Annotated in this window: 26 protein-coding genes; 7 read left to right on the forward strand and 19 right to left on the reverse strand. The window is 72.4% G+C overall.

Annotated elements, in window-relative coordinates; all coding sequences use genetic code 11:
* Positions 1 to 55: 55 nt before the first annotated feature.
* Both ACU6P3_RS12940 and ACU6P3_RS12945 read right to left on the reverse strand, forming a co-directional pair.
* A complete protein-coding gene (locus ACU6P3_RS12940; protein WP_447197261.1) occupies positions 56 to 1,336 on the reverse strand; it encodes a sensor histidine kinase in 1,281 nt (426 codons plus the stop codon).
* A gap of 173 nt (positions 1,337 to 1,509) precedes the next feature.
* Positions 1,510 to 2,187 (reverse strand): response regulator transcription factor, encoded by a 678-nt coding sequence (locus tag ACU6P3_RS12945; RefSeq protein WP_030742328.1) that lies wholly within the window; start codon positions 2,185 to 2,187, stop codon positions 1,510 to 1,512.
* Positions 2,188 to 2,610: 423 nt separating this feature from the next.
* On the opposite strand from ACU6P3_RS12945, the gene ACU6P3_RS12950 reads away from it, so the two are divergent.
* Positions 2,611 to 4,134 carry a peptide MFS transporter gene (locus ACU6P3_RS12950; protein ID WP_447197262.1) on the forward strand — a complete coding sequence of 508 codons (1,524 nt, stop codon included), beginning with the start codon at positions 2,611 to 2,613 and terminating at the stop codon, positions 4,132 to 4,134.
* 233 nt (positions 4,135 to 4,367) lie between these two features.
* On the opposite strand, the gene ACU6P3_RS12955 is transcribed toward ACU6P3_RS12950, so the two are convergent.
* Both ACU6P3_RS12955 and ACU6P3_RS12960 read right to left on the reverse strand, forming a co-directional pair.
* Complete coding sequence (locus tag ACU6P3_RS12955; protein WP_344282486.1) at positions 4,368 to 4,856, reverse strand: ATP-binding protein; 489 nt, start codon at positions 4,854 to 4,856, stop codon at positions 4,368 to 4,370.
* Positions 4,857 to 5,081: 225 nt separating this feature from the next.
* Entirely contained in the window at positions 5,082 to 5,450 is a 369-nt protein-coding gene (locus ACU6P3_RS12960) for an STAS domain-containing protein (RefSeq protein ID WP_344282483.1), read from the reverse strand.
* Between the two features lie 272 nt (positions 5,451 to 5,722).
* Between ACU6P3_RS12960 and ACU6P3_RS12965 the strand changes: the two genes are divergently transcribed.
* Both ACU6P3_RS12965 and ACU6P3_RS12970 read left to right on the forward strand, forming a co-directional pair.
* Positions 5,723 to 6,745 (forward strand): RNA polymerase sigma factor SigF, encoded by a 1,023-nt coding sequence (locus ACU6P3_RS12965; protein WP_447197263.1) that lies wholly within the window; start codon positions 5,723 to 5,725, stop codon positions 6,743 to 6,745.
* Between the two features lie 275 nt (positions 6,746 to 7,020).
* Positions 7,021 to 7,560, forward strand: a complete 540-nt coding sequence (locus ACU6P3_RS12970) for an NUDIX hydrolase (protein ID WP_447197264.1) — start codon at positions 7,021 to 7,023, stop codon at positions 7,558 to 7,560.
* Between the two features lie 98 nt (positions 7,561 to 7,658).
* Here the strand turns inward: ACU6P3_RS12970 and ACU6P3_RS12975 are convergent, their stop codons facing one another.
* Positions 7,659 to 8,981 (reverse strand): RNA polymerase sigma factor, encoded by a 1,323-nt coding sequence (locus ACU6P3_RS12975; protein ID WP_447197265.1) that lies wholly within the window; start codon positions 8,979 to 8,981, stop codon positions 7,659 to 7,661.
* 50 nt (positions 8,982 to 9,031) lie between these two features.
* On the reverse strand, positions 9,032 to 9,388 hold the full coding sequence (locus tag ACU6P3_RS12980) for a YciI family protein (protein WP_447197266.1): 357 nt from the start codon (positions 9,386 to 9,388) through the stop codon (positions 9,032 to 9,034).
* 246 nt (positions 9,389 to 9,634) lie between these two features.
* Between ACU6P3_RS12980 and ACU6P3_RS12985 the strand changes: the two genes are divergently transcribed.
* Positions 9,635 to 10,255, forward strand: coding sequence for a Uma2 family endonuclease (locus tag ACU6P3_RS12985; protein ID WP_447197267.1), 621 nt, complete (start codon positions 9,635 to 9,637; stop codon positions 10,253 to 10,255).
* Positions 10,256 to 10,369: 114 nt separating this feature from the next.
* Here the strand turns inward: ACU6P3_RS12985 and ACU6P3_RS12990 are convergent, their stop codons facing one another.
* The 3 genes from ACU6P3_RS12990 to ACU6P3_RS13000 all read right to left on the reverse strand — a co-directional run bounded on the left by ACU6P3_RS12990 (position 10,370) and on the right by ACU6P3_RS13000 (position 11,751).
* Positions 10,370 to 10,597 carry a hypothetical protein gene (locus tag ACU6P3_RS12990; protein ID WP_447197268.1) on the reverse strand — a complete coding sequence of 76 codons (228 nt, stop codon included), beginning with the start codon at positions 10,595 to 10,597 and terminating at the stop codon, positions 10,370 to 10,372.
* A 42-nt stretch (positions 10,598 to 10,639) separates the two neighbouring features.
* Positions 10,640 to 10,993 (reverse strand): hypothetical protein, encoded by a 354-nt coding sequence (locus tag ACU6P3_RS12995; RefSeq protein ID WP_447197871.1) that lies wholly within the window; start codon positions 10,991 to 10,993, stop codon positions 10,640 to 10,642.
* Positions 10,994 to 11,094: 101 nt separating this feature from the next.
* Positions 11,095 to 11,751 (reverse strand): TetR/AcrR family transcriptional regulator, encoded by a 657-nt coding sequence (locus ACU6P3_RS13000; RefSeq protein ID WP_447197269.1) that lies wholly within the window; start codon positions 11,749 to 11,751, stop codon positions 11,095 to 11,097.
* A gap of 192 nt (positions 11,752 to 11,943) precedes the next feature.
* Here ACU6P3_RS13000 and ACU6P3_RS13005 point away from each other — a divergent pair, with 192 nt between their 5' ends.
* A complete protein-coding gene (locus ACU6P3_RS13005; RefSeq protein WP_447197270.1) occupies positions 11,944 to 13,254 on the forward strand; it encodes a cytochrome P450 family protein in 1,311 nt (436 codons plus the stop codon).
* Positions 13,255 to 13,266: 12 nt separating this feature from the next.
* Here the strand turns inward: ACU6P3_RS13005 and ACU6P3_RS13010 are convergent, their stop codons facing one another.
* The 4 genes from ACU6P3_RS13010 to tsaB form a co-directional block, all read right to left on the reverse strand.
* Entirely contained in the window at positions 13,267 to 13,605 is a 339-nt protein-coding gene (locus ACU6P3_RS13010; RefSeq protein ID WP_447197872.1) for an ABM domain-containing protein, read from the reverse strand.
* Between the two features lie 20 nt (positions 13,606 to 13,625).
* Entirely contained in the window at positions 13,626 to 14,780 is a 1,155-nt protein-coding gene (gene tsaD / locus ACU6P3_RS13015) for a tRNA (adenosine(37)-N6)-threonylcarbamoyltransferase complex transferase subunit TsaD (protein WP_447197271.1), read from the reverse strand.
* A complete protein-coding gene (locus ACU6P3_RS13020) occupies positions 14,773 to 15,294 on the reverse strand; it encodes a GNAT family N-acetyltransferase (RefSeq protein ID WP_447197873.1) in 522 nt (173 codons plus the stop codon). The genes tsaD and ACU6P3_RS13020 overlap by 8 nt, the downstream gene beginning before the upstream one ends.
* Positions 15,295 to 15,416: 122 nt before the next feature.
* Positions 15,417 to 16,100, reverse strand: a complete 684-nt coding sequence (gene tsaB, locus ACU6P3_RS13025; RefSeq protein ID WP_447197272.1) for a tRNA (adenosine(37)-N6)-threonylcarbamoyltransferase complex dimerization subunit type 1 TsaB — start codon at positions 16,098 to 16,100, stop codon at positions 15,417 to 15,419.
* Positions 16,101 to 16,204: 104 nt separating this feature from the next.
* Between tsaB and ACU6P3_RS13030 the strand changes: the two genes are divergently transcribed.
* Positions 16,205 to 16,768, forward strand: coding sequence for a hypothetical protein (locus ACU6P3_RS13030; RefSeq protein ID WP_447197273.1), 564 nt, complete (start codon positions 16,205 to 16,207; stop codon positions 16,766 to 16,768).
* A gap of 75 nt (positions 16,769 to 16,843) precedes the next feature.
* Here the strand turns inward: ACU6P3_RS13030 and ACU6P3_RS13035 are convergent, their stop codons facing one another.
* The 6 genes from ACU6P3_RS13035 to ACU6P3_RS13060 form a co-directional block, all read right to left on the reverse strand.
* Positions 16,844 to 17,062, reverse strand: a complete 219-nt coding sequence (locus ACU6P3_RS13035; RefSeq protein ID WP_447197274.1) for a hypothetical protein — start codon at positions 17,060 to 17,062, stop codon at positions 16,844 to 16,846.
* A 226-nt stretch (positions 17,063 to 17,288) separates the two neighbouring features.
* Positions 17,289 to 17,783, reverse strand: coding sequence for a tRNA (adenosine(37)-N6)-threonylcarbamoyltransferase complex ATPase subunit type 1 TsaE (tsaE, locus tag ACU6P3_RS13040; RefSeq protein ID WP_447197874.1), 495 nt, complete (start codon positions 17,781 to 17,783; stop codon positions 17,289 to 17,291).
* A gap of 229 nt (positions 17,784 to 18,012) precedes the next feature.
* Complete coding sequence (locus ACU6P3_RS13045; protein ID WP_447197275.1) at positions 18,013 to 19,389, reverse strand: alpha/beta fold hydrolase; 1,377 nt, start codon at positions 19,387 to 19,389, stop codon at positions 18,013 to 18,015.
* Between the two features lie 105 nt (positions 19,390 to 19,494).
* A complete protein-coding gene (gene alr / locus ACU6P3_RS13050; protein ID WP_447197276.1) occupies positions 19,495 to 20,676 on the reverse strand; it encodes an alanine racemase in 1,182 nt (393 codons plus the stop codon).
* 295 nt (positions 20,677 to 20,971) lie between these two features.
* On the reverse strand, positions 20,972 to 21,967 hold the full coding sequence (gene coaA / locus ACU6P3_RS13055; protein ID WP_447197875.1) for a type I pantothenate kinase: 996 nt from the start codon (positions 21,965 to 21,967) through the stop codon (positions 20,972 to 20,974).
* Between the two features lie 257 nt (positions 21,968 to 22,224).
* Positions 22,225 to 23,061, reverse strand: coding sequence for a DUF3152 domain-containing protein (locus ACU6P3_RS13060; protein WP_447197876.1), 837 nt, complete (start codon positions 23,059 to 23,061; stop codon positions 22,225 to 22,227).
* A 317-nt stretch (positions 23,062 to 23,378) separates the two neighbouring features.
* Here ACU6P3_RS13060 and ACU6P3_RS13065 point away from each other — a divergent pair, with 317 nt between their 5' ends.
* Positions 23,379 to 24,065, forward strand: a complete 687-nt coding sequence (locus ACU6P3_RS13065) for a response regulator (protein WP_447197277.1) — start codon at positions 23,379 to 23,381, stop codon at positions 24,063 to 24,065.
* Positions 24,066 to 24,084: the final 19 nt, after the last annotated feature.

A 24,084-nucleotide genomic window follows, 5' to 3' on the forward strand; every position in this document is an offset into this window, starting at 1 on the left:
CGCCGACACCGACACCGACACCGCAGCGCACCGTGCCGGAGGCGGCGCGCGCCGGTCAGCGGACCGGTGAGCCCGTGTCGCCGCCGTGCGTCTTCTTGTGCGGCCGGGCCTGCCTGCTGAGGAACAGCGCGAAGACCGCCGGCTTCTGCTGGAGCAGCTCCAGCCGCCCGCCGTCCGCCTCGGCCAGGTCCCGGGCCACGGCCAGGCCGATCCCGGTCGAGTTGCGCCCGCTGATCGTCCGCTCGAAGATCCGCGCCCCGAGGTCCGGCGGTACGCCCGGCCCCTCGTCCGCCACCTCGACGACCGCCTGGTTGCCGGTCACCCGGGTGCGCAGGGCGACCGTGCCGCCCCCGTGCATCAGCGAGTTCTCGATCAGCGCCGCCAGCACCTGGGCCACCGCGCCCGGGGTGCCGACGGCCCGCATGCCGTGCCTGCCCGAGCAGACGAGGGCGCGCCCGGCGCTGCGGTAGGCCGGGCGCCACTCCTCCAGCTGCTGCTTGACGACCTCGTCCAGGTCGAAGGCGACGGCGGAGCCGGTACGCGGGTCGCGGGCGTTGGTGAGCAGCCGTTCGACCACATCGGTCAGCCGCTCCACCTGCGTCAGCGCGACCATCGCCTCCTCCTTGACCGTGTCCAGGTCGTCGGTCGCGGAGATCTCCTCCAGCCTCATGGACAGCGCGGTCAGCGGGGTACGGAGCTGGTGCGAGGCGTCCGCGGCCAGCCGGCGTTCGGCGGTGAGCATGCGCGCGATCCGCTCGGCGCTGGCGTCGAGGACGTCGGCGACCCGGTCCAGCTCGGGCACCGAGTACCGCTTGTGCCGTGGCCGGGGGTCACCGGAGCCCAGTCGCTCGGCGGTCTCCGCGAGGTCGGTGAGCGGCGACGCCAGCTTGTTGGCCTGGCGCACGGCGAGCAGTACGGCGGCGATGACGGCGAGCAGCGCGACCATCCCGATGATCAGCAGCGTGCGGCCGACCTCCCCGTTGACGGAGGAGCGGGGCTCCTCGACGACGACGGTCTCCCCCTCCTCGCCCTTGGCGGTGCCCCGGATGACGCTGCCGGAGGGGCGGGTGCCGATCTCGACGGGGTGCCGCCCCGGGATGTCGATTCGGGCGTACCGCTTCTCGCCGACCTGCTGGGTCAGTACGCGCGCGGTGATGTGATCGCCGCCGATCAGCCGGCTGTCGACGATGCTGACCAGGCGCAGCGCCTCGGAGTCCACGCTCTCCTGGGCGCTGCTGCTGATCGTGCGGGTCTCGACCAGGACGAGCGACAGCCCGAAGACGGCGATGACGACGAGGACCACGGCGAGGGTGGACTGGATCAGACGACGGCGCAAGGTGCCCTCCGTGCGGGGTGACGCGACGGCGGGACACCGTCGTACCCGAACCTAGCGCCCCTCCCCTGTCCGGGTGGTTCCGAGCCTAAGGGGTCCTCATGCCGCGACCGGCCGGTCCGCGCGCGTCCGTCTTCGCACGTCGGCGGGGCCTCACCGCCCGGACCCCGCCGGGCTCAGCTCTTCTCGAACCGGAACCCGACGCCCCGCACCGTCGCGATGTACCGCGGGTTCGCCGCGTCGTCACCGAGCTTCTTGCGCAGCCAGGAGATGTGCATGTCGAGGGTCTTGGTCGACGACCACCACGTCGTGTCCCACACCTCACGCATCAGCTGGTCCCGGGTGACGACCCGGCCCGCGTCCCGCACCAGCACCCGCAGCAGGTCGAACTCCTTGGCCGTCAGCTGGAGTTCCTCCTCGCCCATCCACGCCCGGTGCGACTCGACGTCGATCCGCACCCCGTGCGTCGCGGGGGCCGGGCCCGGGTCGGCCGCGCCGCGGCGCAGCAGCGCCCGTACGCGTGCCAGCAGCTCCGCCAGCCGGAACGGCTTCGTCACGTAGTCGTCGGCACCGGCGTCCAGCCCGACGACGGTGTCCACCTCGTCGGCGCGCGCGGTCAGGACCAGGATCGGGATGGTGTGGCCCTCGGCGCGCAGCCGCCGGGCCACCTCGAGGCCGTCCATGCCGGGCAGCCCCAGGTCGAGCACGACCAGATCGACTCCGCCCTGGAGGCCGGCGTCCAGCGCGGTCGGACCGTCTTCGCGAACCTCGACCTCGTAACCCTCCCGACGCAGGGCGCGGGCCAGCGGCTCCGAGATGGAAGCGTCGTCCTCGGCGAGCAGTACACGGGTCATGGGGTGATGGTAGACCGCATGGGACGGCCTTCGGGCAGCCCTGGAAAGCACCCGCAGGTCCATCGGCTCATCTGATGATTCACCTTCGAATTGGGTGACCGGTTCCCTCAGAACCTGTGATCCATCTCTCAAGCCGTCTATGTACCGCTCTGTCATGGAGTATGGTGGCTGAACGCCTGTAGTACCACTAGAGGACCTTTGGCCACCGAGCGTCCGCTCGGCACCAAAGGTCTCTTTTCTGCGCTGGAACGGAACCTCATGTTCCGCTCTCTTCCCCCACAACGGGCGCGGTCACGCCCACGAGGCACGGCCGACGAGCACGGTCCGCCGGGAACAGCCCACCGAGGACGAACGGCTCGCCGGGCACGGCATTCGTGGCGGTCGCTCACGAGGCGCCGCGTCCCGAGCAAGCAAGGATCGACCATGGCGTCCAGCCTGACGAAGGACTCGTCCAGCGCCCCCGCGGCGCCCGAGAAGACCTTCTTCGGCCACCCCCGCGGACTGGCCCCCCTCTTCATGACCGAGATGTGGGAGCGCTTCAGCTACTACGGCATGAGAGCGCTGCTCACCATCTACCTGCTCTCCGGCGGCCCCGACGCCTCGAAGGGCCTCCAGGCCGGCGGCCTCGGGATGGACCTGGCCACCACCACGGCCATCTACGCCATCTACCTGTCCATGGTCTACCTGCTGACCATGCCGGGCGGCTGGCTGGGCGACCGGGTCTGGGGCCCGCGCAAGACGGTGACGATCGCGGCCGTCGTGATCATGCTGGGCCATCTGACCCTGGCACTGCCGGGCTCGGGCAGCTTCTTCGCCGGTCTGGCCCTGGTGGCGGCCGGCTCCGGACTGTTGAAGGCGAACATCTCCACGATGGTCGGCCAGCTCTACGACGGCCCGAACGACCCGCGCCGCGACGGCGGCTTCACCGTCTTCTACATGGGCATCAACATCGGCGCCTTCTTCGCCCCGCTGGTCATCGGCACGGTCGGCGAGGCGTACAACTGGCACCTCGGCTTCGCGCTCGCCGCCGTCGGCATGGCCATCGGCCTCGTCTCGTTCCTGCTGGGCACGAAGCACCTGAGCCCGGAGAGCAGCCGCGTCCCCACCCCGCTGACCCGCCAGGAGCGCACCACCTGGCTGCGCAAGGGCCTGGTGTGGCTGCTGGTCGCGGTCGTCTTCTACGGCATCGTCGGCCTCACCGGCCACTTCACCCTCAACTGGGCGATGATCCCGCTCACGATCGCGGGTCTGCTGATCCCCGCCGCCGTTCTGGCCCGGATCAAGAGCGACAAGAGTCTCTCCGGCGGCGAGCAGAGCAGGGTGTCGGCGTACGTCTGGCTCTTCGTCGCCGCGGCCGCCTTCTGGATGATCTACGACCAGGCCGGCTCCACGGTCCAGGCGTTCGGGACGACGAAGGCCGCGCCCGAGCTGTTCGGATTCGGCTTCCCGTCCTCCTGGTACCAGTCGCTGAACCCTGTCTTCATCATGGCGCTGGCCCCGGTCTTCGCCTGGATCTGGCTGTGGCTGAACCGGCACGGGAAGGAGCCCGGCACGGTCGTGAAGTTCGCCGCGGGGCTGTTCTTCATCGGCGTGTCGTTCTTCTTCTTCCTGATCCCGCTGGCCATGTCGGCGAGCGGGACCCTGGTCAGTCCCATGTGGCTGGTGGGCATCTACCTGATCCAGACCGTCGGCGAACTGTGCCTCTCGCCCGTGGGCCTGTCGGTGACGACGAAGATGGCGCCGCGGAAGTACGCGAGCCAGATGATGGGCGTCTGGTTCCTGGCGGTCACGGCGGGCGACTCGGTCACCGGTCTGCTCTCGATCGGCGGTGTCGACCTGAGCCGGACGGGCGTGGTGGCCCTGGAAGCGGTGCTCGCGGTGCTCGCCGGGGGCGCGATCCACATGTACCGGCGGAGGGTGCGGGAGCTGATGGGCGACGTCCGCTGAGGGCCTGGGACATCCACTGAGGTACCGGCCCTCGACCCGGTCCGCGCGCCGGCCCGGACATGGCCCCGGCCGCGTCGGGTCGGGTCGGTACGGGTCGGTACGCACGCCTGCGCCCGGCCGCGTCGGGTCGGTCCGTACGCGCCTGGGTCCCTACGCGCCCGGGCCCGGCGGCGTCAGGTCGGTACGCGACGCCCGTACCGTACGCACCGCCTCGCGCGCACGGCCGCACCGCGCTACACCGGCGCGGCCAGCTCCGCCCAGACCGTCTTGCCCGTGGCGCCGGTCCTGTGCACGACCCCCCAGTCCAGGCAGAGCCGCTGCACGATGAACATGCCGTGCCCGCCGGGCCGGCCCGCGCGGTGCGGCGTGCGCGGCGCCGGCCGGCCCGTGCCCCGGTCCGTGACCTCCACCCGCAGCACTTTGGCGGCGCAGGAGACGAGCAGTCCGTCCGGGCCGTCCGCGTGCAGGCAGGCGTTGGTGACCAGCTCGGAGACGACCAGCAGGACGTCCTCGGCCGCCGCCCGCCGATCCGCGTTCGCCGCGGGCAGCCAGCCCCAGTCGTAGAGCGCCTGGCGGGTGAAGTCGCGGGCCAGCGGAACGACGCCGCTGGCGCCGGACAGCGCGAGCGTCCGCGTCCGCCCGCCGGACGGCGCGGCGGTCGGCCCGGCGTCGTCCGGCTCGGGGCCGAGGTCGCCCGGCCGGGGCTGCCGGGTGGTGCTCATCAGCGCTTCACCTCACCGATTCACCAGTGTGCGAGTTCGTCAGTGCCACGTTCGTCCATACCGTCAATACAGAGAGTGCAGGGTCCTGTGCGACCTGCCGGGGGTCTTCTGCCCGTCCGCACCGTGACAACACCCACATCAGGCGACCGGAAGTGGTGACACAGGCAACACAAGGGGCGCCAGAGCCGCACAACGGGGCTCCGACGCCGCGGCCCGCAGGCCGGTTCACTCGGCCAAGGCGTCCTCTACGGAGTCATGGACGGTGAAGACCGCGTCCGCTCCGGTGATCTCGAAGACCCGCGCCACCACGGGCAGCATCCCGGCCAGGTGCACCCCTCCCCCGGCGGCGTCCGCCTTCAGGCGCGCCCCGAGCAGAACGTTGAGTCCGGTGGAATCGCAGAACTCCAGCTGCGAGCAGTCGATCACCAGGCGTGACCGACCCTGTTCGAGCGCTTCGTCCAGGGGCACCCGCAGCAACTCCGCCGTGTGGTGATCCAACTCACCGGCCGCTGTCACTACCTCGCTCAGGCCCTCGGTCCGAACCCCGACCCGAAGCCGGCCTCGGTTCGTGCTGCCGACCGTCTGGCGGTCCATGCCCGTCCCTCTTCGCCGTGTCGTTGGCCGTATGCCAGTGCTGATGTCTCGGCGTCATCACGGATGGATGACGCCGCTCGAACATTACGCCCTTCGAACGCGCGCCGGTACCCGAAGTCCCCCGCAATATGGACATATCGAACAATTAACACTTGCAACTGTCCCGGCCGACCGGGTAGGGCTAGTAGAGACCGCACCCGACACGGCCGGCTTTGGAGGCGCCGCACACCGCAGCAACGCGTATTGGCTTCGGCAGCCATATGCCGAGAACGATGGAGGACACCATGTCACCCCGGCTCGACGAGACGCGTACCCCGTTCGCGACGTCGACAACTCCAGCCACGGATTCCGTGACCGACCTCACAGCGTCGGCCCCGGCCCCGGCTCCGCAGGCCCTGTTCACCGCCTCGGGAAGCGCCGTGATGGCCGCCGCGCACGCCGACAGCGCTCCGCACGCCTACGAGGACCCCGGCGAAAGCCGGCTGGAGGGTCTGGAAGACCTGCCCGAGATCCCGCCCTACGACGAGGTGGGCGCGGTGGACGCCCGGGCGCTGTCGAAGACTCTCTTCGCGCGGCTGGAATCGCTCGAAGAGGGCACGCACGAGTACGCGTACGTCCGCAACACGCTGGTCGAGCTGAATCTCGCGCTGGTGAAGTTCGCCGCCGGCCGGTTCCGCTCCCGCAGCGAGCCGATGGAGGACATCGTCCAGGTCGGCACGATCGGCCTGATCAAGGCCATCGACCGGTTCGAGCTGAGCCGCGGCGTCGAGTTCCCCACCTTCGCGATGCCGACGATCATCGGTGAGATCAAGCGATTCTTCCGTGACACCTCCTGGTCGGTGCGCGTCCCGCGCAGGCTCCAGGAACTCCGCCTCGACCTCGCCAAGGCCGGTGACGAACTGGCCCAGCAGCTGGACCGCGCCCCCACCGTCGGCGAACTCGCCCACCGGCTCGGCCTCACCAAGGACGAGGTCGTCGAGGGGATGGTGGCGAGCAACGCCTACAGCGCCAGCTCCCTGGACGCGCAGCCGGAGGACGACGACACCGAGGGCGCGCTCGCGGACCGGATCGGCTACGAGGACCACGGCATCGAGGGCATCGAGTACGTGGAGTCCCTGAAGCCGCTGATCGCCGGCCTGCCGTCGCGGGACCGCAAGATCCTCTCGCTGCGCTTCGTGGCCAACATGACCCAGTCGGAGATCGGCGAAGAGCTCAACATCTCGCAGATGCATGTCTCGCGCCTGCTCTCCCGCACCCTCACCCGGCTCAGAAAGGGTCTGACGCTGGAGGAGTGAGCGCGACGCGGGCGACAGGCGCGGGCGCTGTGCGCTGTGCGCGCGACGAGCGGGGCTCCCCGAACCGTTGAACACGGCGGGGAGCCCCGCTCGTCGCGTCCGCGCGCGCTCTCTTGCGTCCGCTGTCGCGTTCAGCGCCCCTCAGCACACACGACAGCACGGGCGACCGACGCGCGAAGCGAGACTCTGATCACAGCGGCGGCCGCGCGCATCAGGTGGGCGGCGCGCGTGCCGATAGAGACAGGGAGGGGGACCGACACCGGAAGGAGCTGGGTATGGCCGTCGAAGAGAGCGCCATCGTCAAGGAGTTGAACCACTACCTGCTTGACCACCCCGACGAAACAGCGGTGATGACACCGCTGTTCGACGCGATGCTCGACCACTCCCGGCTCGGGCACTGCTTCCACGACGGCAACTGCCCGGTGGTCAAGGCGGGGGCGATCCTGATCGACGAGCGGGGCCGCGCGCTCGCGCTGCGGCACGAGGACGCCTGGGGGTTCGCCGAGGACGCCCCGAGCGCGGCGGACGAATCGCTCAGCCGTACCGCCGTGCGCGTTCTGGAGGAGTTCGCGGGGGTCCACGACGTGTGGATGATCCCCGGTACGGAGAGCCCCGTCCTGGTGGACACCTCGCGGGCGGCGCCCGAGGACGGTCCGCGTACGCGGTACGGCTTCCGCTATCTCATCCGGGCGCACTCCAGCGTGCTGCTGCCCGGCGGCACGGTGGCGTCCCGCGCCCGCTGGATCCCGCTGGACGAGGTCGGGCCGCCCGTGCTGCGCGCCCGGTTGAAGGACCGGCTGGCGGTGGCGAGATGAGCCACGGGGCGGCGACGGGGCTCGCGGTGCGCGGGGCGAGTGAGGCGCGGTGAGGCATGTGGGACGCGCCTCACACGTGGGGGTCTTACACGGGGGCCTTACGTGGGGGGCGCGTCGCACGCGGGCCCGGGTCGGCCGAGCAGCGCGGCGCGTTCCCTGAGCAGGTCACGCTCGCGCTCGTTACGGGTCAGGGCCGCGGCCCGTTCGAACTCGCCGCCGGCCGCCTCCGTACGGCCCAGCCGCGCCAGCAGGTCGCCGCGCACGCTGGGCAGCAGGTGGTACGAGGCGAGCGCGGGCTCGTCGGCCAGGGCGTCCACGAGTGCGAGGCCGGCCGCCGGGCCCTCGGCCATGGACACGGCGACCGCGCGGTTGAGTTCGACCACCGGGGAGGGCGTGAGCGCGGCGAGGCGCGCGTACAGGGCGGCGATCGCGGGCCAGTCGGTCTCCTCGTACGTCACCGCCCGCGCGTGACAGGCGGCGATCGCGGCCTGGAGGGCGTACGGACCGGGCGCGCCGCCGAGTGCCCGGGCGCGGGTGAGGGCGTCGAAGCCCCGGCGGATGAGGAGGTGGTTCCAGCGGGCCCGGTTCTGGTCGGCGAGCAGCACCGGTTCGCCGCCCGGGCCGGTACGGGCGGGGGTGCGGGACGCCTGGAGCTCCAGCAGGGCGGCCAGCGCGTGCGCTTCCGGCTCGTCGGGCATCAGTCCGCTCAGTACCCGGGCCAGCCGCAGCGCGTCCTCGCACAGACCGGGGCGCAGCAGGTCGTCACCGGCGGTGGCGGCGTACCCCTCGTTGAAGATCAGGTAGATCACGTCGAGGACCGAGGCCAGCCGCCGCTCGCGCTCGTCCCCGTAGGGCACCTCGAACGGCACGCCCGCCTTGGCCAGGCCGCGCTTCGCCCGCACGATGCGCTGGGCGACCGTCGCCTCCGGCACGAGGAAGGCGCGGGCGATCTCGCCGGTGGTGAGCCCGCCGAGGAGGCGGAGAGTGAGGGCGGTACGGGCCTCGGCGGAGAGGACCGGGTGGCAGGCGGTGAAGATGAGGCGCAGGAGGTCGTCGTCGATGGCGTCGACGGCATCGGGGCCGGTCGCGAGCGCGTCGGCGCCCGGCGCCTCGTCCTCCAGTGTGCGGCCGACCTCGGCGAGCTTGCGGGCGTAGGTCTCCCGGCGGCGTACGAGATCGACGGCGCGGTGCTTGGCGGTGGCCATGAGCCAGGCCCCCGGTTTGTCGGGGACTCCTGACTCCGGCCACTGCTCCAGCGCGGCCACGAGGGCGTCCTGGGCCAGCTCCTCGGCGATGCCGACGTCACGGACGATCCGGGTGACGGCGGCGATGATCTTCGCCGATTCGATCCGGAACACCGCTTCGACCGCGCTGTCCGCCGGGCTGCCCGTCGGGTGGTCCGCAGCGCTGTTCGTTCTCACGGCCACCCATCAGAACACCGGGTACGGGCGACCGCAAACGATCCGGACGATCAGCCCTCGACGACCTCGCGGACCTCGACGGTGAGGTCGAACTCGTCCCCGTGCAGCTCGGCGAACCGCCGGGACCACTCGACGGCCTCGGCCAGGTCCTTGGCCTGGACGAGCGAGTACCCGCCGACGACCTCCTTGGACTCGGCGAACGGGCCGTCGACGACGGTGGTCCTCCCACCGGCGTGCCGGACCCTGGCCCCCTCGGAGGTCGGCTTGAGCCCGGCGTTGTCGAGCATGGCACCGGCCTTGGTCATCTCCTCCAGCAGCGCGCTCATGCGCTCCATCAGCTCGGGGGTGGGACCGCAGGCGGGGGCGGTGTCCTCATTGACACGGATCACGGAGAGAAAGCGAGGCATGGTGAGCTCCTTCGTGGCGTTCAGCGTTCACAGCGTCCGTGACGCTCTTCGGGTCGTGGCGGCGGGGGCTGTTCCCCGCCGCTCACCCTTACGTCGAACGGGAGACGCCGAAATCGACAGGCGCCGGAAATTTTCTTTCGGGGGAATTCTCGCGAAACCTTGAGAACCCGCGCCCCATGTGCCCCAGCATCCTGCTGGGGCACCCGATACCCGCGTAGCCTGGCGACAGAGACAGGGAGGACAGCGATGAGCGCCGACCCCATCACCGAGCCGGTGGCCGATCCGGAGCAGGACCCCATCGATCTACTGATCGCGTTCGAGGAGGCGTCCCGTACGCCGATTCGACCCGAGTACTTCGAGGGGATGGTGGTCGTGCCACCGCAGCCGGACGACAACCACAACGACGGCGCCGCAGAGCTGTACTTCCAACTGCGCACGGCGGGCATCCGGCTGGCCGGCATGGGCAACGGCTACCGAATCGGGCTGTGGGACGACCGCTCCCGCTCCCTGGCCATCCCGGACTTCTACGTGCAGAGGCGTCGGCCGACCGAGATGGACGAGGCGTACCGCAAGGCGCACAAAGGCTGGTACCCGGTCGACCTCCTCGCCCTCGTCGGCGAGGTCACCTCAAGCAACCACGAGACGGACACCGGGCCCAAGTACCGCAGTTACGCGTCCGCCGGCGTCCCGGTGTACGTCCTCGTCCACCGCCAGGAGGGCAGGGCGTACGCGTTCTCCGACCCGGTGCCGGGTGACGATCCCCCCACCGCGCGTTACGCGACCAAGGTCGAGGTGGAACTGGGCCGTCGGCTGCCGCTGCCCGAGCCGTATCCGTCACTCGACACGTCGGTACTGCTGGACGACTGAGCGCGGACCGCGACACCCACACCGGACCGGCGGACCGATGTCCAGGAACAGCGCGAGCCGCCAGGGGCCTCCGCGGCCGGTGTCGCGCGGCCCAGCGCCGCGAGGCCGAATCGGTCAGAGACTCTCGAACGGAGGAATGATCCGCACCACAACGATCAGCCGCGCCCTCGGTCCGGCCAGGAAGTAGAACCAACCGCCCGCGGCGTCCATACGACGCAGCCCTCCCGGTCGCGGGCCCTCGCCGAGTTCGGTGACGTCCGCTTCGATGTCCGCGAGGTCGACGAGTTGGCCGGCGAGGCGCTCGACCTCGGCGACGACCGAGTCAGGAATGCCACCCGCCACATGAGCACGATCCGGGTCATACTCCCAGCGCCACCGTTCCCCTCAAGACCGGTCCTGGGCAAGCGCCTCGCGGGCGGCGTCGAGGATGCGTCCCAGTTCGGCGGCTGCCGCGCGTACCTGTGCCGCGTCGCCCACCTCCACCAAGCCCTCCAGCTCCCGGAACCGCGTGGCGAGCCGCGGCTGGCGCTGAATCTGGACGTAGAGCGCCCACTGCGTGGTGAAACGTCGCAGGGGCGCGCGGTCCGAACCGAGCCGAGCCTGGTCCGCTGCCTGGTCCAGCTCGCGAGTGAAGGACGGAAGCGCGGCAGGAGCGATCTGCGCCACCGCTTGGCGTAGTGCCGTGACCGTCGCCGGAGGCTGCGGAATCAGGGGCTGCTCGGAAGCGGTGGCAGTCATGGCTTCTCCCATGGGTGGGATTCTGGACCGTACGGTCAGCCTACCGAGCGGGGTTCGGGGGCGGGCCACCCGAACGAGTGGTCACTGCCCCTGGGCCGTGTCTACGGCAGCTGCCCCGCCCCCCTTCCGGTCTGCGAGCGGACGTGCAGCGCGCTCAGGGCGGGCGCCAGTTCGTCCGGTCCAAGCGGTTCGCCCGGCAGCGGGTGGGCGTCGGTCGCGCGCAGGGCGTCCAGGAAGAGCGCGAGCTGGCGCCGCCAGGAGCCGGGGGCCGCGGCCTCCGCTGCCGGTGCCGCGCGGCCCAGCGCCGCGAGGCCGAACAGCAGGTCCTCCACGGAGACGTCGGCCCGTGCGGTGCCCTCCGCGCGGCAGCGCGCCAGCAGCGCGGAGATCGTCCCGGCGTTGTGCACGTGCAGCCGCGCCAGCGAGGGGACGCCCGGCAACGGCGTCGTCATCAGGTCCGTCACGCCCCGGTCGGTGGCCAGCCCCTCGAAGATCCGCTCCAGATAACCGGTCAGTCCCTCCCACGCGTCCGCTGCCGCGCGGGCCCGCTCCCCCGCCTCGACGGTGGCCGTCAGCTGGTCCTGGAAGACCGCTTCGATCAGCGCGGCCCGGTCCGGGAAGCGCCGGTAGAGCGTGGCGTTGCCGACGTCGGCGCGGCGGGCGATCACGTCGAGGGGCGCTTCCACGCCCTGCTCCGCGTAGACCTCGCGGGCGGCGGCGAGGATCCGCTCCCGGTTGAGCTGTGCGTCCTTTCTCACGCCCGTACGGTACCGCAACCGAGGACCACTCCCCGGTTGCTGTTACAGTCATGAACACGAAGTGGGGACATCTCCCCGCTTGTTTGCCGGTGCTGCCGTCGCTGTCAGTGCCGTGTCACCGCTGTCACTGCTGTCAGTGCCGGCAGCTCCGGCGACACCGGCCTCGACCGATCCGTCATCCCTGGGGGACCCATGTCCACGGAATCCGCCGTCGATCTCGTCACCGACCCGGTCGCCTTCAACTCCGACCCCTATCCCCGCTACGAGGAGCTGCGCGCCGACGGTGGCGTGCGGTGGATCCGTACGCCGAACGGCGCCACCCAGTGGTTCGTGTTCGACGCCGAGACCGTCCGCGCCGCCCTCACCGATCCCCGCCTCCGCAACGACATCCGGCACTCGGCCACCTGGAAGAGCGACGGCGGCTACGCCGTGGGCCGCAACATGCTCCAGACCGACCCGCCCGACCACACCCGGCTGCGCCGTCTCGTCGCCCGCGAGTTCACGGGGCAGCGCGTCCAGGCGCTGCGGCCCCGCGTGCGGGAGATCACCGACGCGCTGCTCGACACGATGGCCCCGGCCGGGCGCGCCGACCTGGTCGACGCGTTCGCCTTCCCGTTGCCGATCACCGTCATCTGCGAGCTGCTGGGAGTGCCCGGCCGGGACCGCGATTCCTTCCGGGACTGGTCCACCGAGATCGTCGCCGCCACTGATCCGGAGGCGGCGGCAGCGGCTCAGCAGCAGATGACCGTCTATCTGACCGGACTCATCGAGGACAAGCGACGGCGCGCCGAGCGGGCGAGTGCGGGTCCGGGTGCGAGTACGGAGACGGAGACGGGGGGTGGTCCCACCACGGCGAAGGACCCCGGCGAGGACCCCGCCGGCGGGCACGACCTCCTGTACGACCTGGTCCGCGCGGCCGGCCAGGACGACGACGCGCTCTCGCCCGAGGAACTCATCGGCATGGCCTTCCTGCTGCTCGTCGCCGGGTACGAGACGACGGTCAACCTGATCTCCAGCGCCGTCCACCTCCTGCTGCGCCACCCCGAGCAGCTCGCCGCGCTGCGCGCCGACTGGACGCTGCTGGAGGGCGCGGTCGAGGAGGCCCTGCGCTACGAACCGCCCGCGCCGGCCACCTCGTACCGCTACGCAGCCGAGTCCCTCACCCTCGGCGGGGCCGAGGTGGCGAAGGGCGACTCCGTGGTGCTGTCCATCGCCGGGGCGAACCGCGACTCCGCCCGGTTCTCCGACCCGGGGCGCTTCGACATCCGCCGCGACCCCGCCGACACCCGGAGCCACCTCTCCTTCGGGCACGGCGTCCACCACTGCCTGGGCGCTCCGCTGGCCCGCCTGGAGGCCACGGTCGCGCTGCGCGCGCTGCTGGAACGCTGCCCGGACCTCGCCCTGGACCACGCGGCGGGAACGTCTCCCGACGACCCGGCCAACGCGCCCGACTGGCGTCCGAGCATGCTGCGCGGGCTGCGCCGGCTGCCGGTGCGCTGGTAGCCGCGCTCTCGCCTACGAGTCGGGGTTCGTGGTCCCCGGGGCCGGCCGAGCGCCGGGGGAGCCGAGCGACTCGAAACGCCAGCGGTGCACCGGACGGGCGATCAGGTCCGGGGCCGGTTCCGGGAGTTCGGGCACGTCCGCGTCGTACGGGGCGTCCCACCAGGTGATGACGAGGACCCGGTCCCCGGGGGCGCGCAGGAGTTCCGCGCGCTGTGGGCCCCCGGGGGCCGCCGGCAGGTCGGACGACCGCGCGCGGGCCCACTCCAGCAGTTCCGTGCCGCGGCCGGGGGCGGCCTTGGCCTCCCACATCAGCGCGACCTGAGCAGCGGACGCGGCCGGCGGGACTGGCATGGTGGTCGCCCTCTCACGCGTCATGAGTACAGGTTGTCCTTGCTCAGCTCGTGCAGGTGGTCGTGATCGTGACCGTGGTCGTGACCGTGGTCGTGGTCGTGGGGCTCCGACGACTCATCCGGCACGGACGACGCACCCGGCACGTGCGACACGGTCACCGGGAGCGACGAGTCCGCCGACAGCTCCCAGTCCGACGCCGATCTGCCGCGCGCGACCATCTCCGCGCCCAGCGCCGCCACCATCGCGCCGTTGTCCGTGCACAGTCCCGGGCGCGGCACGCGCAGCCTGATGCCCGCCCGCTCACAGCGTTCCTCGGCGAGCGCGCGCAGCCGGGAGTTCGCCGCGACCCCGCCGCCGATCATCAGGTGGTCGACCCCCTCGTCCACACAGGCGCGGACCGCCTTCCTGGTCAGGACGTCGACCACCGCCTCCTGGAAGGACGCGGCCACGTCACGTACGGGCACCTCCTCGCCCGCGTTCCGCTTCGCCTCGATCCAGCGGGCCACGGCCGTCTTCAGGCCGGAGAAGGAGAAGTCGTACGGCGCGTCACGCGGCCCGGTCAGTCCGCGCGGGAACGCGATCGCCTCCGGGTCGCCCTCGCGCGCCAGCCGGTCGATGACCGGGCCGCCGGGGAAGCCCAGGTGCAGCACGCGCGCGATCTTGTCGAACGCCTCGCCCGCCGCGTCGTCGATCGTCGCGCCCAGCGGCCGAACGTCGGCGGTGATGTCCGGCGCGAGCAGCAGCGAGGAGTGCCCGCCGCTGACCAGCAGGGCCATGGTCGGCTCGGGCAGCCGGCCGTGTTCGAGCTGGTCGACGCAGATGTGGGAGGCCAGGTGGTTCACGCCGTACAGCGGTTTACCGAGGGCGTACGCGTACGTCTTCGCCGCCGACACGCCCACCAGCAGCGCGCCCGCGAGCCCCGGCCCCGCCGTCACGGCGATCCCGTCCAGGTCACGGGCGCTGACCCCGGCCTCCTTCAGCGCGCGCTCGATGGTCGGCACCATCGCCTCCAGGTGCGCGCGGGAGGCGACCTCCGGCACCACACCGCCGAAGCGCGCGTGCTCGTCGACGCTCGACGCGACGGCATCGGCGAGCAGGGTCGTACCGCGCACGACGCCGACGCCCGTCTCGTCGCAGGAGGTCTCGATACCGAGGACGAGGGGTTCGTCAGCCATTGATCTCAATTCCTTGCATCCGGAGGCGCATGACGAGGGCGTCGACGTTGCCCGGCTGGTAGTAGCCCCGGCGGAAGCCGATGGGCTCGAAACCGAAGCGTTCGTACAGCCGCTGCGCCCGTTTGTTGTCGACCCGCACTTCGAGCAGAACCTCTTCGCACTCGAAGGCGGTGGCGTGCTGGAGCAGTTCGGTCAGGAGGCGGGCGCCGAGACCGGTGCCCCAGAGGTCGGGGGCGGCGGCGATGGTCTGGACGTCACCGAGACCGCCGGACGCGGCGAGGCCGGCGTACCCGACGATCCGGCGCCGGGCCGTCCGGCCCGGCTCGTCGGCGGGCTCCTCCGGCGGCTCGCCCTCCGGGCGCCCGCGGGACAGCTCGGCCACCACGTAACGGCGGGACGCCCCCGGACCGCGCGCGTGTGCCAGCTCCGACCAGAACATGCCGGGCGACCAGGCGTCCTCGGGGAACAGCTCGCGTTCGAGCGTGAGCACCGGTTCGATGTCCCACCAGCGCATCTCGCGCAGGACGACGGCGCCGGGGGCGGCCGGGCCGGGCGGGCCGAGGCGGGAGCCGACGGCCTCCGGGCCGGTGCCGGGGCCTCCGGTGCCGGGGTGGGCGGGGTGGGCCGGCTCGCGCGTCACTTCGGCGTGACCACCTTGTAGTTCTTGGGCACCTGCGCGTCCGGGCGGCGCAGGTAGAGGGGCAGCGCGGGCGGGAACTCCGCGTCCGCCGCGATCCTCTCCACCGCCAGCGACGCGAGCGCGGCGGCCGACTGGTGCTCGGGGCCGCGCGCGTCCGGGAAGGTGTCCGGGTAGAGCAGCGCCCCCGCGCCGACGGCAGGGCGGCCCGCGACCCGCTCGGCGATGTCGGCGGGGCGGTCCACGGCCGGGTCGGTGAGGCGCGTGCGGGCATCGGCGTAGAGCGCCCAGTACACCTCCTTGCGGCGGGCGTCGGTCGCCACGACGAACGGCCCGTCGATCCCGGCCCCCGAGGCTCCCGGGCCGCCCGTGCCCGCCGCGTACGCCAGCCCGTCGAGCGTGCACAGTCCGCGCACCGGCACCCCGAGGGCCGACCCGAAGGTGAGCGCGGTGGCCAGCCCCACCCGCAGGCCCGTGTACGGTCCTGGCCCGATGCCGACGACGAGGTCCGTCACGGCGGCCGGTTTCACCCCGGCGGCGGCCAGGACCCGGTCCACGGCGGGCAGCAGCAGTTCCCCGTGGCGGCGGGCGTCGACCTGACTCTCGGCGGCCAGGACGGATTCGCCGTCGTGGAGGGCGACGGTGACGGCGGGGGTGGCGGTATCAACGGCGAGCAGAAGCACGCAAACAGCCTACGGCTCCCCGGGGGCGGGGCACGGCGCCCGGCCCCGTCACCCGGCTGCTGCTAACGTCACCACGGAGTCATACGTACGAGAGGTGGATCAAGGTGTCCAGGAGCAGCTCGGGAATCGTGGCCGGGCTCACCGCGGCGGCTGTCGCCGCGGTCTGTTTCCTCGCCTACCAGGCGTCGGCGAACGTCCCCGACACCCTCGGGAAGCCCTCCAAGCCCCGTACGACGGGCTCTCCCTCCGGGGCCGCCGGCGCCCCCGCCCAGCCGAAGAAGGACCCGCTGGCCCTGCCCGCGGAGTCCGGCACCGGCGAGCGGGTCGTCTACGCGCTGGCCGACCGGCGGGTCTGGCTGGTGGACGCCGCGGAGAAGGTGACCCGCACCTTCGAGGTCATGCCGAGCACGGTCAGCCCGCCGCCCGGAACGTACGCGGTGACCTCTCGGTCGGGATCGGTCACGGGTTCGGACGGGGTGCGGATCGAGCACGTCGTCCGGTTCACGAGCGTGGACAACGTCGTGATCGGGTTCAGCGCGGCCGTGGACGGCACGCTCACCAGCCCGAACCCGAACCTGAAGACGGGCGGGATCCGGATGAAGGTCGGCGACGGCAACGCGATGTGGACCTTCGCGACGGTGGGCGCGAAGATCGTCGTGATCCCCTGATCCCCTGATCCGCTGATCCCCTGATCCCGTAGGACCGGGCGCGCGATCCCCGGACGGGCACAGTTCGGGGCCCCCTCAGGCGGCGGGCCGTCGTTCCTCACGCTCCGAGGGCCCGGCGCCCTCTTCGAGCTCTTCTTCCTCCCGCCGCTCCTGCTGCTCCCGCTGCTCGTGCGGCGGGGTCGACACGGCCGATGCCGCCGCACAGGACGCCAGCAGATCGCTCATGGACACGGACGAGGGCGACGGCGCGGACGGCGGGGACTGCGGACGCGCTTCGCTTTCCGGCGTCGGCATGGTGCCTCCTGTGGCTCCGGGGGCAGGCATGGTTAGGTAGACCTAACCAAGTCTCTCCACCATGTGACCACGCGCGGCACGGCGCGCGCAACATTTTGCCGACATCTTGTCGGAACGTACGGAACACGTGGCCGTATCCATGGCGGTGTCCATGGCGCGGTCGTTCGATCCCGAAGGCGCTGATCAGCGCGCCATCTCAGCAGCCCGCGCTTCCCGGGTCAGCGCGTCAGCGCGTCAGCGCGGCCAGGTCCGCGTGCGCCCAGCGCTCGCCGACCCCCGTCAGCGTGACGGTGCGGCGCTCGTCGGCCTCCGCCCCCGCCCCGTCCACCGTTCCCCCGCCCGTCCCGACGACCCGGTGGATGACCACGTGCAGCCGGTCGTCCGACAGCTCCTCGACCCTGCCCTCGCCCCACTCCACGACCACCACCGAGTCCGGCAGCGAGACGTCGAGATCCAGGTCCTCCATCTCGTCCAGCCCGCCGCCGAGCCGGTACGCGTCGACGTGGACCAGTGGCGGACCGCCGGCCAGGGAGGGGTGGACGCGGGCGATCACGAATGTGGGGGACGTGACCGCGCCCCGGACACCGAGCCCCTCGCCGAGGCCCCGCGTCAGGGTCGTCTTGCCGGCGCCCAGCTCGCCCGTGAGCATCACCAGGTCGCCGGGGCGCAGCAGGGCGGCGAGCCGGCGGCCCAGCTCCGTCATGCGCTCGGGGGATTCCACGGTGAGCCGGGCGGTGGCACCGGGCGTGCTCTCGCCAGTGCCGTCGTCCGTGCCGTCGCCCGTGCCGTCGTCCGTGCCGTCATCCGTGCCGTCATCCGTGCCGTCGTCCGTGCCGTCGTCCGTGCGGCCCGAAGGGTCACGGCGGTCCGAGTGCTCCTCGCGGTCCTGGTATTCGGGGCCGTCCGGGAGCTCGGGGCCGTCCGGGAACTCGGGGCGGGCGGCGCGGGCGTCAGCCGCCGGGCTGTGCGGTGTTTCCATGCGTGCCAACGTTAGTCTCCGCCGGCACCGCGCCCACCCGGGCCAGCAGGTCCGCGAGCCGGTCCGTGACCGTCTCGGGGTGCTCCAGCATCACCAGGTGACCCGCGTCCGGGACCAGCACCAGCTCCGCGTCGGGCAGCAGGTCCCCGATGGCCTCGCTGTGCGAGCTGGGGGTGACGAGGTCCTTCTCCCCCGCCAGCACGAGCGCCGGGGTCTCCAGGAAGACGGAGAGCGCCCCGGCCTTGTCGTGCTCGTCGAAGGCGGGGTAGAACTCGGCGACGACGTCGATCGGGGTGCTCTCGATGAGCCGCTCGGCGAACCGCGCGACGGCCGGGTCCACGTCCTTCGAGCTGAACGAGTACCGCTTGATCAGCCCCGCGAACAGGTCGGCGGTGGCCCGGCGCCCGCGCTCGACCAGGTCGGCCTGCGAGCCGAGCGCTCTGAGGACGCCGGGAAGCACCCTGCGTATCGCGTTCACGCCCGCGAGCGGGAGGCCGTAGTTGACCTCCCCCAGCCTGCCGCTGCTGGTGCCGACCAGGGCGACGCCGACGACCCGGTCCCGCACCAGCTCGGGGTACCGGTCGGCGAGCGCCATCACCGTCATCCCGCCCATGGAGTGGCCGACCAGCACCAGCGGACCCTCCGGGGCCGCCGTGTCGATGACCGCCTTGAGGTCGCGGCCGAGCTGGTCGATGGAGACGGGAACGGCGTCGGCGCCGCGCTGGGCGGCCCCCCGGCCGGACCGGCCATGGCTGCGCTGGTCCCAGTGGACCGTACGGACGAGTCCACGCAGCGCGGCGCGCTGGAAGTGCCAGGAGTCCTGGTTGAGGCAGTAGCCGTGGCTGAAGACGACGGTGACGGGGGCGGGAGGCTTGCGGCCGAAGAGGCGCCGTCGGCGGAAGCCGGGCGCGGCACCGGGCGCTGCGACACCTCCGGGGTCGCCGGTGGCCCCTCCGGCCCCCGCGGCCGCGTCCGCGCCGTCGATCTCATCGGTCGCATCGATCCCGTCGGTCGCATCGATCCCGTCGATCTCGTCGACTTCGTAGTACAGCTCCGTGCCGTCGTCGGCGATCGCGCGGCCGGGAGTGCCGCGCAGGGCGCCGTACGGTCCCGAGGCGTCCAGCGCGAGCCGGGCCCTGCGGCGCGTGCCGCGGCTGACGGTCAGCCTCTCTATCGCGACGCCGGCCGCGGCCCCGGCGGCGATCACGCCTATCGCGGCACCGGCGAGGCCCGCACGGCGCCAGACGCCCGCGGCCGAGCCCGCTGCCGCCGCCGTGGACACCGCTGTGGACGCCGCCGCGGCGGCCGTCCGGGCCGCCGCGTCCCCCGCCGCGCTGTTCTCGCTCACCGTGCGCTCCTCGTCGTCCTTGTCATCCTCGTCGTCCTCGGGTCCCCGCTCTGCTCTGCCGTGCCGGGCTGTGCCGGGCTGTGCCGGGCTGTGCCGTGCCGCGGACTACTCGGACGCCTGCCCGTCCCGCGCCTCCCGCTCGTTCAGATGAACGCGGGGGACCCGGGAGCCGATCCGCGTGACGATCTCGTACGCGATCGTGTCGGCGGCCTCGGCCCAGTCCTGGGCGGTCGGCTCCCCGTGGTCGCCGGGGCCGAAGAGGACGGCGCGCGCCCCCGCCTCCGGGGTGTCCCCGGCGAGGTCCACGACGAACTGGTCCATGGCCACCCGTCCGGCCACCCGCCGCCGTACCCCGTCGACGAGAACGGGTCCCCGGCCGGAGGCATGGCGGGGCACGCCGTCGGCGTAGCCGAGCGGGATCAGGCCGAGGGTCGTCGCGTGCGGGGTGCGGTACTGGTGGCCGTAGCCGACGCCGTGGCCACCGGGCACCCGCTTCACGAGGGCGACGGAGGCGGCGAGGGTCATCACGGGCCGCAGCCCGAGGTCCCGGGAGGTGCCGATCTCCGGGCTGGGCGAGATCCCGTACGTCGCGATGCCGGCGCGTACGAGGTCGAAGTGCGATTCGGGGACCGTGAGGGCCGCCGCGGAGTTGGCGATGTGCCGGACCTCGGGCCGTACTCCCTCCTTCTCCGCGTGCGTCACCATCTCGTGGAACAGGTCCAGCTGGGCGGCGATGGAGGGGTGGCCGGGCTCGTCGGCGCAGGCGAAGTGCGACCAGAGGCCGGTGACGGTGGCCTCGCCCGCGGCCTCGGCGGCGAGGGCGGCGGCGACGAGTTCCGGCCAGTCGGCGGGCTGGCAGCCGTTGCGGCCCAGTCCGGTGTCGGCCTTGAGGTGGATCCTGGCGGGCCGCCCGGCGGCGCGTGCGGCGGCGGTGACCTCGCGCAGGGCCCACAGGGCGCTGACGGACATGTCGAGGTCGGCCTCGACACCCTCGCGCCAGGGGTCGCCCGGCGTCCACAGCCAGCACATGATCCGGCCTGGGACACCGGCGGCGCGCAGGGCCAGGGCCTCGTGCGGCGTGGCGGTCCCGAGCCAGGTGGCGCCGGCCTCACGGGCGGCCCGGGCGACGGGCAGCATGCCGTGGCCGTACGCGTCGGACTTCACGACGGCCATGAGCGCGGCGCCGCCCGCGCGTGCGCGCAGGGTCCGCACATTGCCCCGCAGGGCGTCGAGATCGACCTCGGCGCGCGCCCGGAGGGTCGCCGACGTCTCATTTCTTCCGGTCATCGGGCCCAGTGTCTCAGAGGGCCCGACGCCGCCGGGCGGACGCCGAGCCGGTGCCTGGCGCGCGCGGGGCGGGCACGGACGCGGACACCGGTGTGCGCGGGGCGCGTTCCCCCAGCGCGCGCCGGTCCGCCGGAGGGGCCCGGAACCGCCCCCGCCCCGACACGGTCCGGGTGGTCCGGGGCATCCGGTGGCCGGGCTCCGCCCCGACGGTCCGGGCCCGCCCGGCGGCCCGGCGGTCCGGCGGCCGGCCGGCCCGGTCCCGGTCCCCGGTCCCGGTCCCCGGTCCCCGGTCCCCTCAGAGCTTGCGCAGCGACAGGCGGCGGACCTTGTGGTCCGGGCCCTTGCGCAGGACCAGCGTCGCCCTGCTGCGCGTGGGCGCCACGTTCTCCAGCAGGTTCGGCCGGTTGACGGAGTGCCACATCGTGCGCGCGTACTCCAGCGCCTCCTCCTCCGAGACCTCGGTGTACTTACGGAAGTACGAGGTGGGGTCGCGGAACGCCGTCCGGCGCAGCTGCCGGAAACGGCCCAGGTACCAGGACTCGATGTCCTCGGTCCGCGCGTCCACGTAGACGCTGAAGTCGAAGTGGTCCGCCAGCCCGATCCGCGTCCTGCCGTCCTTCCCCGGCAGCGCGGGCTGGAGGACGTTGAGGCCCTCCACGATGAGGATGTCCGGCCGCCGTACGGTGAGCACCTCGCCCGGCACGATGTCATACGTCAGGTGGGAGTAGACGGGCGCCGTGACCTCGTCCTTGCCGGCCTTGACGGCAGCGACGAACCGGGTCAGCGCCCGGCGGTCGTACGACTCGGGGAACCCCTTGCGCGCCATCAGCCCGCGCGCCTTCAGCTCGGCCATCGGCAGGAGGAAGCCGTCCGTGGTGACGAGTTCGACCCGGGGGTGCTCGGGCCAGCGCGCCAGCAGTTCCCGCAGCAGCCGGGCCACGGTGGACTTGCCGACGGCCACGCTCCCGGCGACGCCTATGACGAACGGCGTGCCGCGCTGGGCACCGTGCCCGCCGCCCGCGTCGCCGAGGAACGTGTTGAGCGCGCCGCGCAACCCGGCCGTGGCCTGGACGTACAGGTTCAACAGCCGGGAGAGTGGCAGGTAGACGTCCCGTACCTCGTCCAGGTCGATGACGTCCCCGAGACCGCGCAGCCGCTCGACCTCCTCGGCGGTCAGCGGCAGCGGGGTCTTCTCGCGCAGCGCGCTCCATTCGGCACGGCTGAGATCGAGGTACGGGGTCGGCCCATGGTCGCCCCTGTGGGAGTGGGCGCCTCGTGGCAGCGTAGTGATCACATCACCATTGTCGTGCGCACGGGGACAATTCCGGACGGTCCCGCACGGTGGGCTGGATCACGTCCACCGGCCACCGGCCGCCCCTCGCCGGCCACCAGCCACCGGCCACCGGCCACCGGCACCAACGACCGCGGCGCGGTCCCGAACACGCGGCCCCGGGCCCGGCCCCGGCCCCGGACACATGGTCCTCGGCCCGCTGCACACGGCTTCCGCCCGGTCACACGGCTCGGCCCGGGCCGCGGCCTCCGGCCCGGTCACGCCGTCTTGGGGCCCGTGATGGCCTTTCCGTCTGCCGTGTAGGGCCAGACGTTGGGCTCGCAGCCGTGCATGCCCTTGATCTGCTGCATCATCACCGGCGCGGGCGAGCCCTCTCCCGGGCAGGTCTCGTGGCCGTGGCCGAGGAAGTGGCCGACCTCGTGATTGATGATCAGCGCGCGGTAGGAGGGCACGTCGTCGGCGTAGACGGGCGTGGCGAGCAGCCAGCGTTTGAGGTTCACCATCACGTGCCGGCCGACGTTGCAGTTGACCTCGCCGCCGGTGTCCAGGCCGTACTTCCCGCAGATGTCGTCGACGGTGCCGGGCGTCGCGATCTGTACGACGAAGTCGGGCGTTCCGGACGAGACGCGCCGGAAGCCGGAGGTGCCGTCCGTGGTCCAGCCGCGCTTGTCGGCGAGGATCGCGTCCACCTCCTCGGCCGCCTCGGCGGCGGACACGTCGAGGCCGTCCTCGACCATGACCTGGTAGGTCAGGATCCTCCCGGCGCCGACCGGCTTCCCCGCGCCGGACGCGGTGGTGAAGGAGCCCGGCCCCGTGACGGGTATGTCGTCCTCCTTCTCCTTCCCCTTCGCGTTCCCCGGCTCCTCGTCGTCGGACGAGGACCCGGACGCGGTGGGGGACGCGTCGGCCGGCGCGGGCGTGTCCCACGGGCTCGGGGCGGCCTCGACCGAGGGCGCGGAGGCGGACGGCCGCGCTTCGGCGTCCACCGCCCGGCTGCCGGCGCCGGCCCGCGAGGTGCCTTCGCTGTCGCTCGCCCCCATGCCCTGGAAGACGACGACGGCCAGCACCAGCACGCCCAGCGCCACGCCTCCCATCAACAGCGGCACCTTGGGCCCCGTGCCGGAACGGCGGGAGCGGGAGCGAGAGCTGGAACGAACTGCTTTCTCGGCGCGGTGTCGACGGGAGCCGGAGGTGCGGTGGTTCATAACAGCCGACAGTGAAGTGATCATGTGATGAAACGTGGACCATCACATAACGAATCGATAACCGCGCCGCCCTCGTGTGGAGTCCGCACGGGGTCGACAAGCGGTCGACGGGATGCCGGGCGCCGTCGTGTGACGGTGCTCTCAAGCCCGGCCGGAACGACCCGGAAGCCATCACTCCGCCCGCGTGCTCTGCGGATACTGTGCACATGCCACGTGTCCTGCTCATCGAAGACGACCCCGCCGTACGCGAGGGTGTACGTCTCGGCCTGCGCCGCCAGGGGCACGACGTGACCGCCGTCCCGACGGGCGAGGAGGGGCTGGAACGGCTCCGGTCGTTCCGTCCCGACGTGGTGCTGCTGGACCTGATGCTGCCCGGGATGAACGGTCTGGACGTGTGCCGGAAGATCCGCTCGACCGACCAGGTGCCCATCATCATGGCGACGGCACGCGGCGACGACATGGACATCATCGTCGGTCTGGCGGCCGGGGCGGACGACTACGTGGTCAAGCCGGTGCAGGCACGCGTCCTGGAGGCCCGGATACGGGCCGTGCTGCGCAGGATGACGACGCCCGCCGGTGCCGTCGGGCCGAGGATCGAGACGTACGGCGACCTCACCATCGACCGGACGGGGCTGGAGATCAGCCTCCGCGGGGAGCCGGTCGTCCTGGCCCTCTCCGAGATGCGGCTGCTGCTGACGCTCTCGGCGTCCCCGGGGCAGGTGCTGAGCCGGCAGCAACTCCTCGAAGCGGTCTGGGAGCACGGGTACCACGGGGACATCCGCCTGGTCGACGCGTGTGTGAAACGACTGCGGCTGAAGATGTCCGAACCGCCCGGGGACCCGCGTTACATACAGACGGTGCGTGGCTTCGGCTACCGGTTCCGGTCGCTGTGAGGCTCCCGCGCCTTCGTGT

Source organism: Streptomyces hebeiensis, from assembly GCF_052983195.1.

Bases quoted from the DNA above. Each gene is read 5' to 3' on its own strand.
- ACU6P3_RS12945 (WP_030742328.1), bottom strand. From the start codon at position 2,187: ATGACCCGTGTACTGCTCGCCGAGGACGACGCTTCCATCTCGGAGCCG.
- ACU6P3_RS12950 (WP_447197262.1), top strand. From the start codon at position 2,611: ATGGCGTCCAGCCTGACGAAGGACTCGTCCAGCGCCCCCGCGGCGCCC.
- ACU6P3_RS12955 (WP_344282486.1), bottom strand. From the start codon at position 4,856: ATGAGCACCACCCGGCAGCCCCGGCCGGGCGACCTCGGCCCCGAGCCG.
- ACU6P3_RS12960 (WP_344282483.1), bottom strand. From the start codon at position 5,450: ATGGACCGCCAGACGGTCGGCAGCACGAACCGAGGCCGGCTTCGGGTC.
- ACU6P3_RS12965 (WP_447197263.1), top strand. From the start codon at position 5,723: ATGGAGGACACCATGTCACCCCGGCTCGACGAGACGCGTACCCCGTTC.
- ACU6P3_RS12970 (WP_447197264.1), top strand. From the start codon at position 7,021: ATGGCCGTCGAAGAGAGCGCCATCGTCAAGGAGTTGAACCACTACCTG.
- ACU6P3_RS12980 (WP_447197266.1), bottom strand. From the start codon at position 9,388: ATGCCTCGCTTTCTCTCCGTGATCCGTGTCAATGAGGACACCGCCCCC.
- ACU6P3_RS12985 (WP_447197267.1), top strand. From the start codon at position 9,635: ATGAGCGCCGACCCCATCACCGAGCCGGTGGCCGATCCGGAGCAGGAC.
- ACU6P3_RS12995 (WP_447197871.1), bottom strand. From the start codon at position 10,993: ATGACTGCCACCGCTTCCGAGCAGCCCCTGATTCCGCAGCCTCCGGCG.
- ACU6P3_RS13005 (WP_447197270.1), top strand. From the start codon at position 11,944: ATGTCCACGGAATCCGCCGTCGATCTCGTCACCGACCCGGTCGCCTTC.
- ACU6P3_RS13010 (WP_447197872.1), bottom strand. From the start codon at position 13,605: ATGCCAGTCCCGCCGGCCGCGTCCGCTGCTCAGGTCGCGCTGATGTGG.
- tsaD (WP_447197271.1), bottom strand. From the start codon at position 14,780: ATGGCTGACGAACCCCTCGTCCTCGGTATCGAGACCTCCTGCGACGAG.
- ACU6P3_RS13020 (WP_447197873.1), bottom strand. From the start codon at position 15,294: ATGCGCTGGTGGGACATCGAACCGGTGCTCACGCTCGAACGCGAGCTG.
- ACU6P3_RS13035 (WP_447197274.1), bottom strand. From the start codon at position 17,062: ATGCCGACGCCGGAAAGCGAAGCGCGTCCGCAGTCCCCGCCGTCCGCG.
- alr (WP_447197276.1), bottom strand. From the start codon at position 20,676: ATGACCGGAAGAAATGAGACGTCGGCGACCCTCCGGGCGCGCGCCGAG.
- ACU6P3_RS13060 (WP_447197876.1), bottom strand. From the start codon at position 23,061: ATGGGAGGCGTGGCGCTGGGCGTGCTGGTGCTGGCCGTCGTCGTCTTC.
- ACU6P3_RS13065 (WP_447197277.1), top strand. From the start codon at position 23,379: ATGCCACGTGTCCTGCTCATCGAAGACGACCCCGCCGTACGCGAGGGT.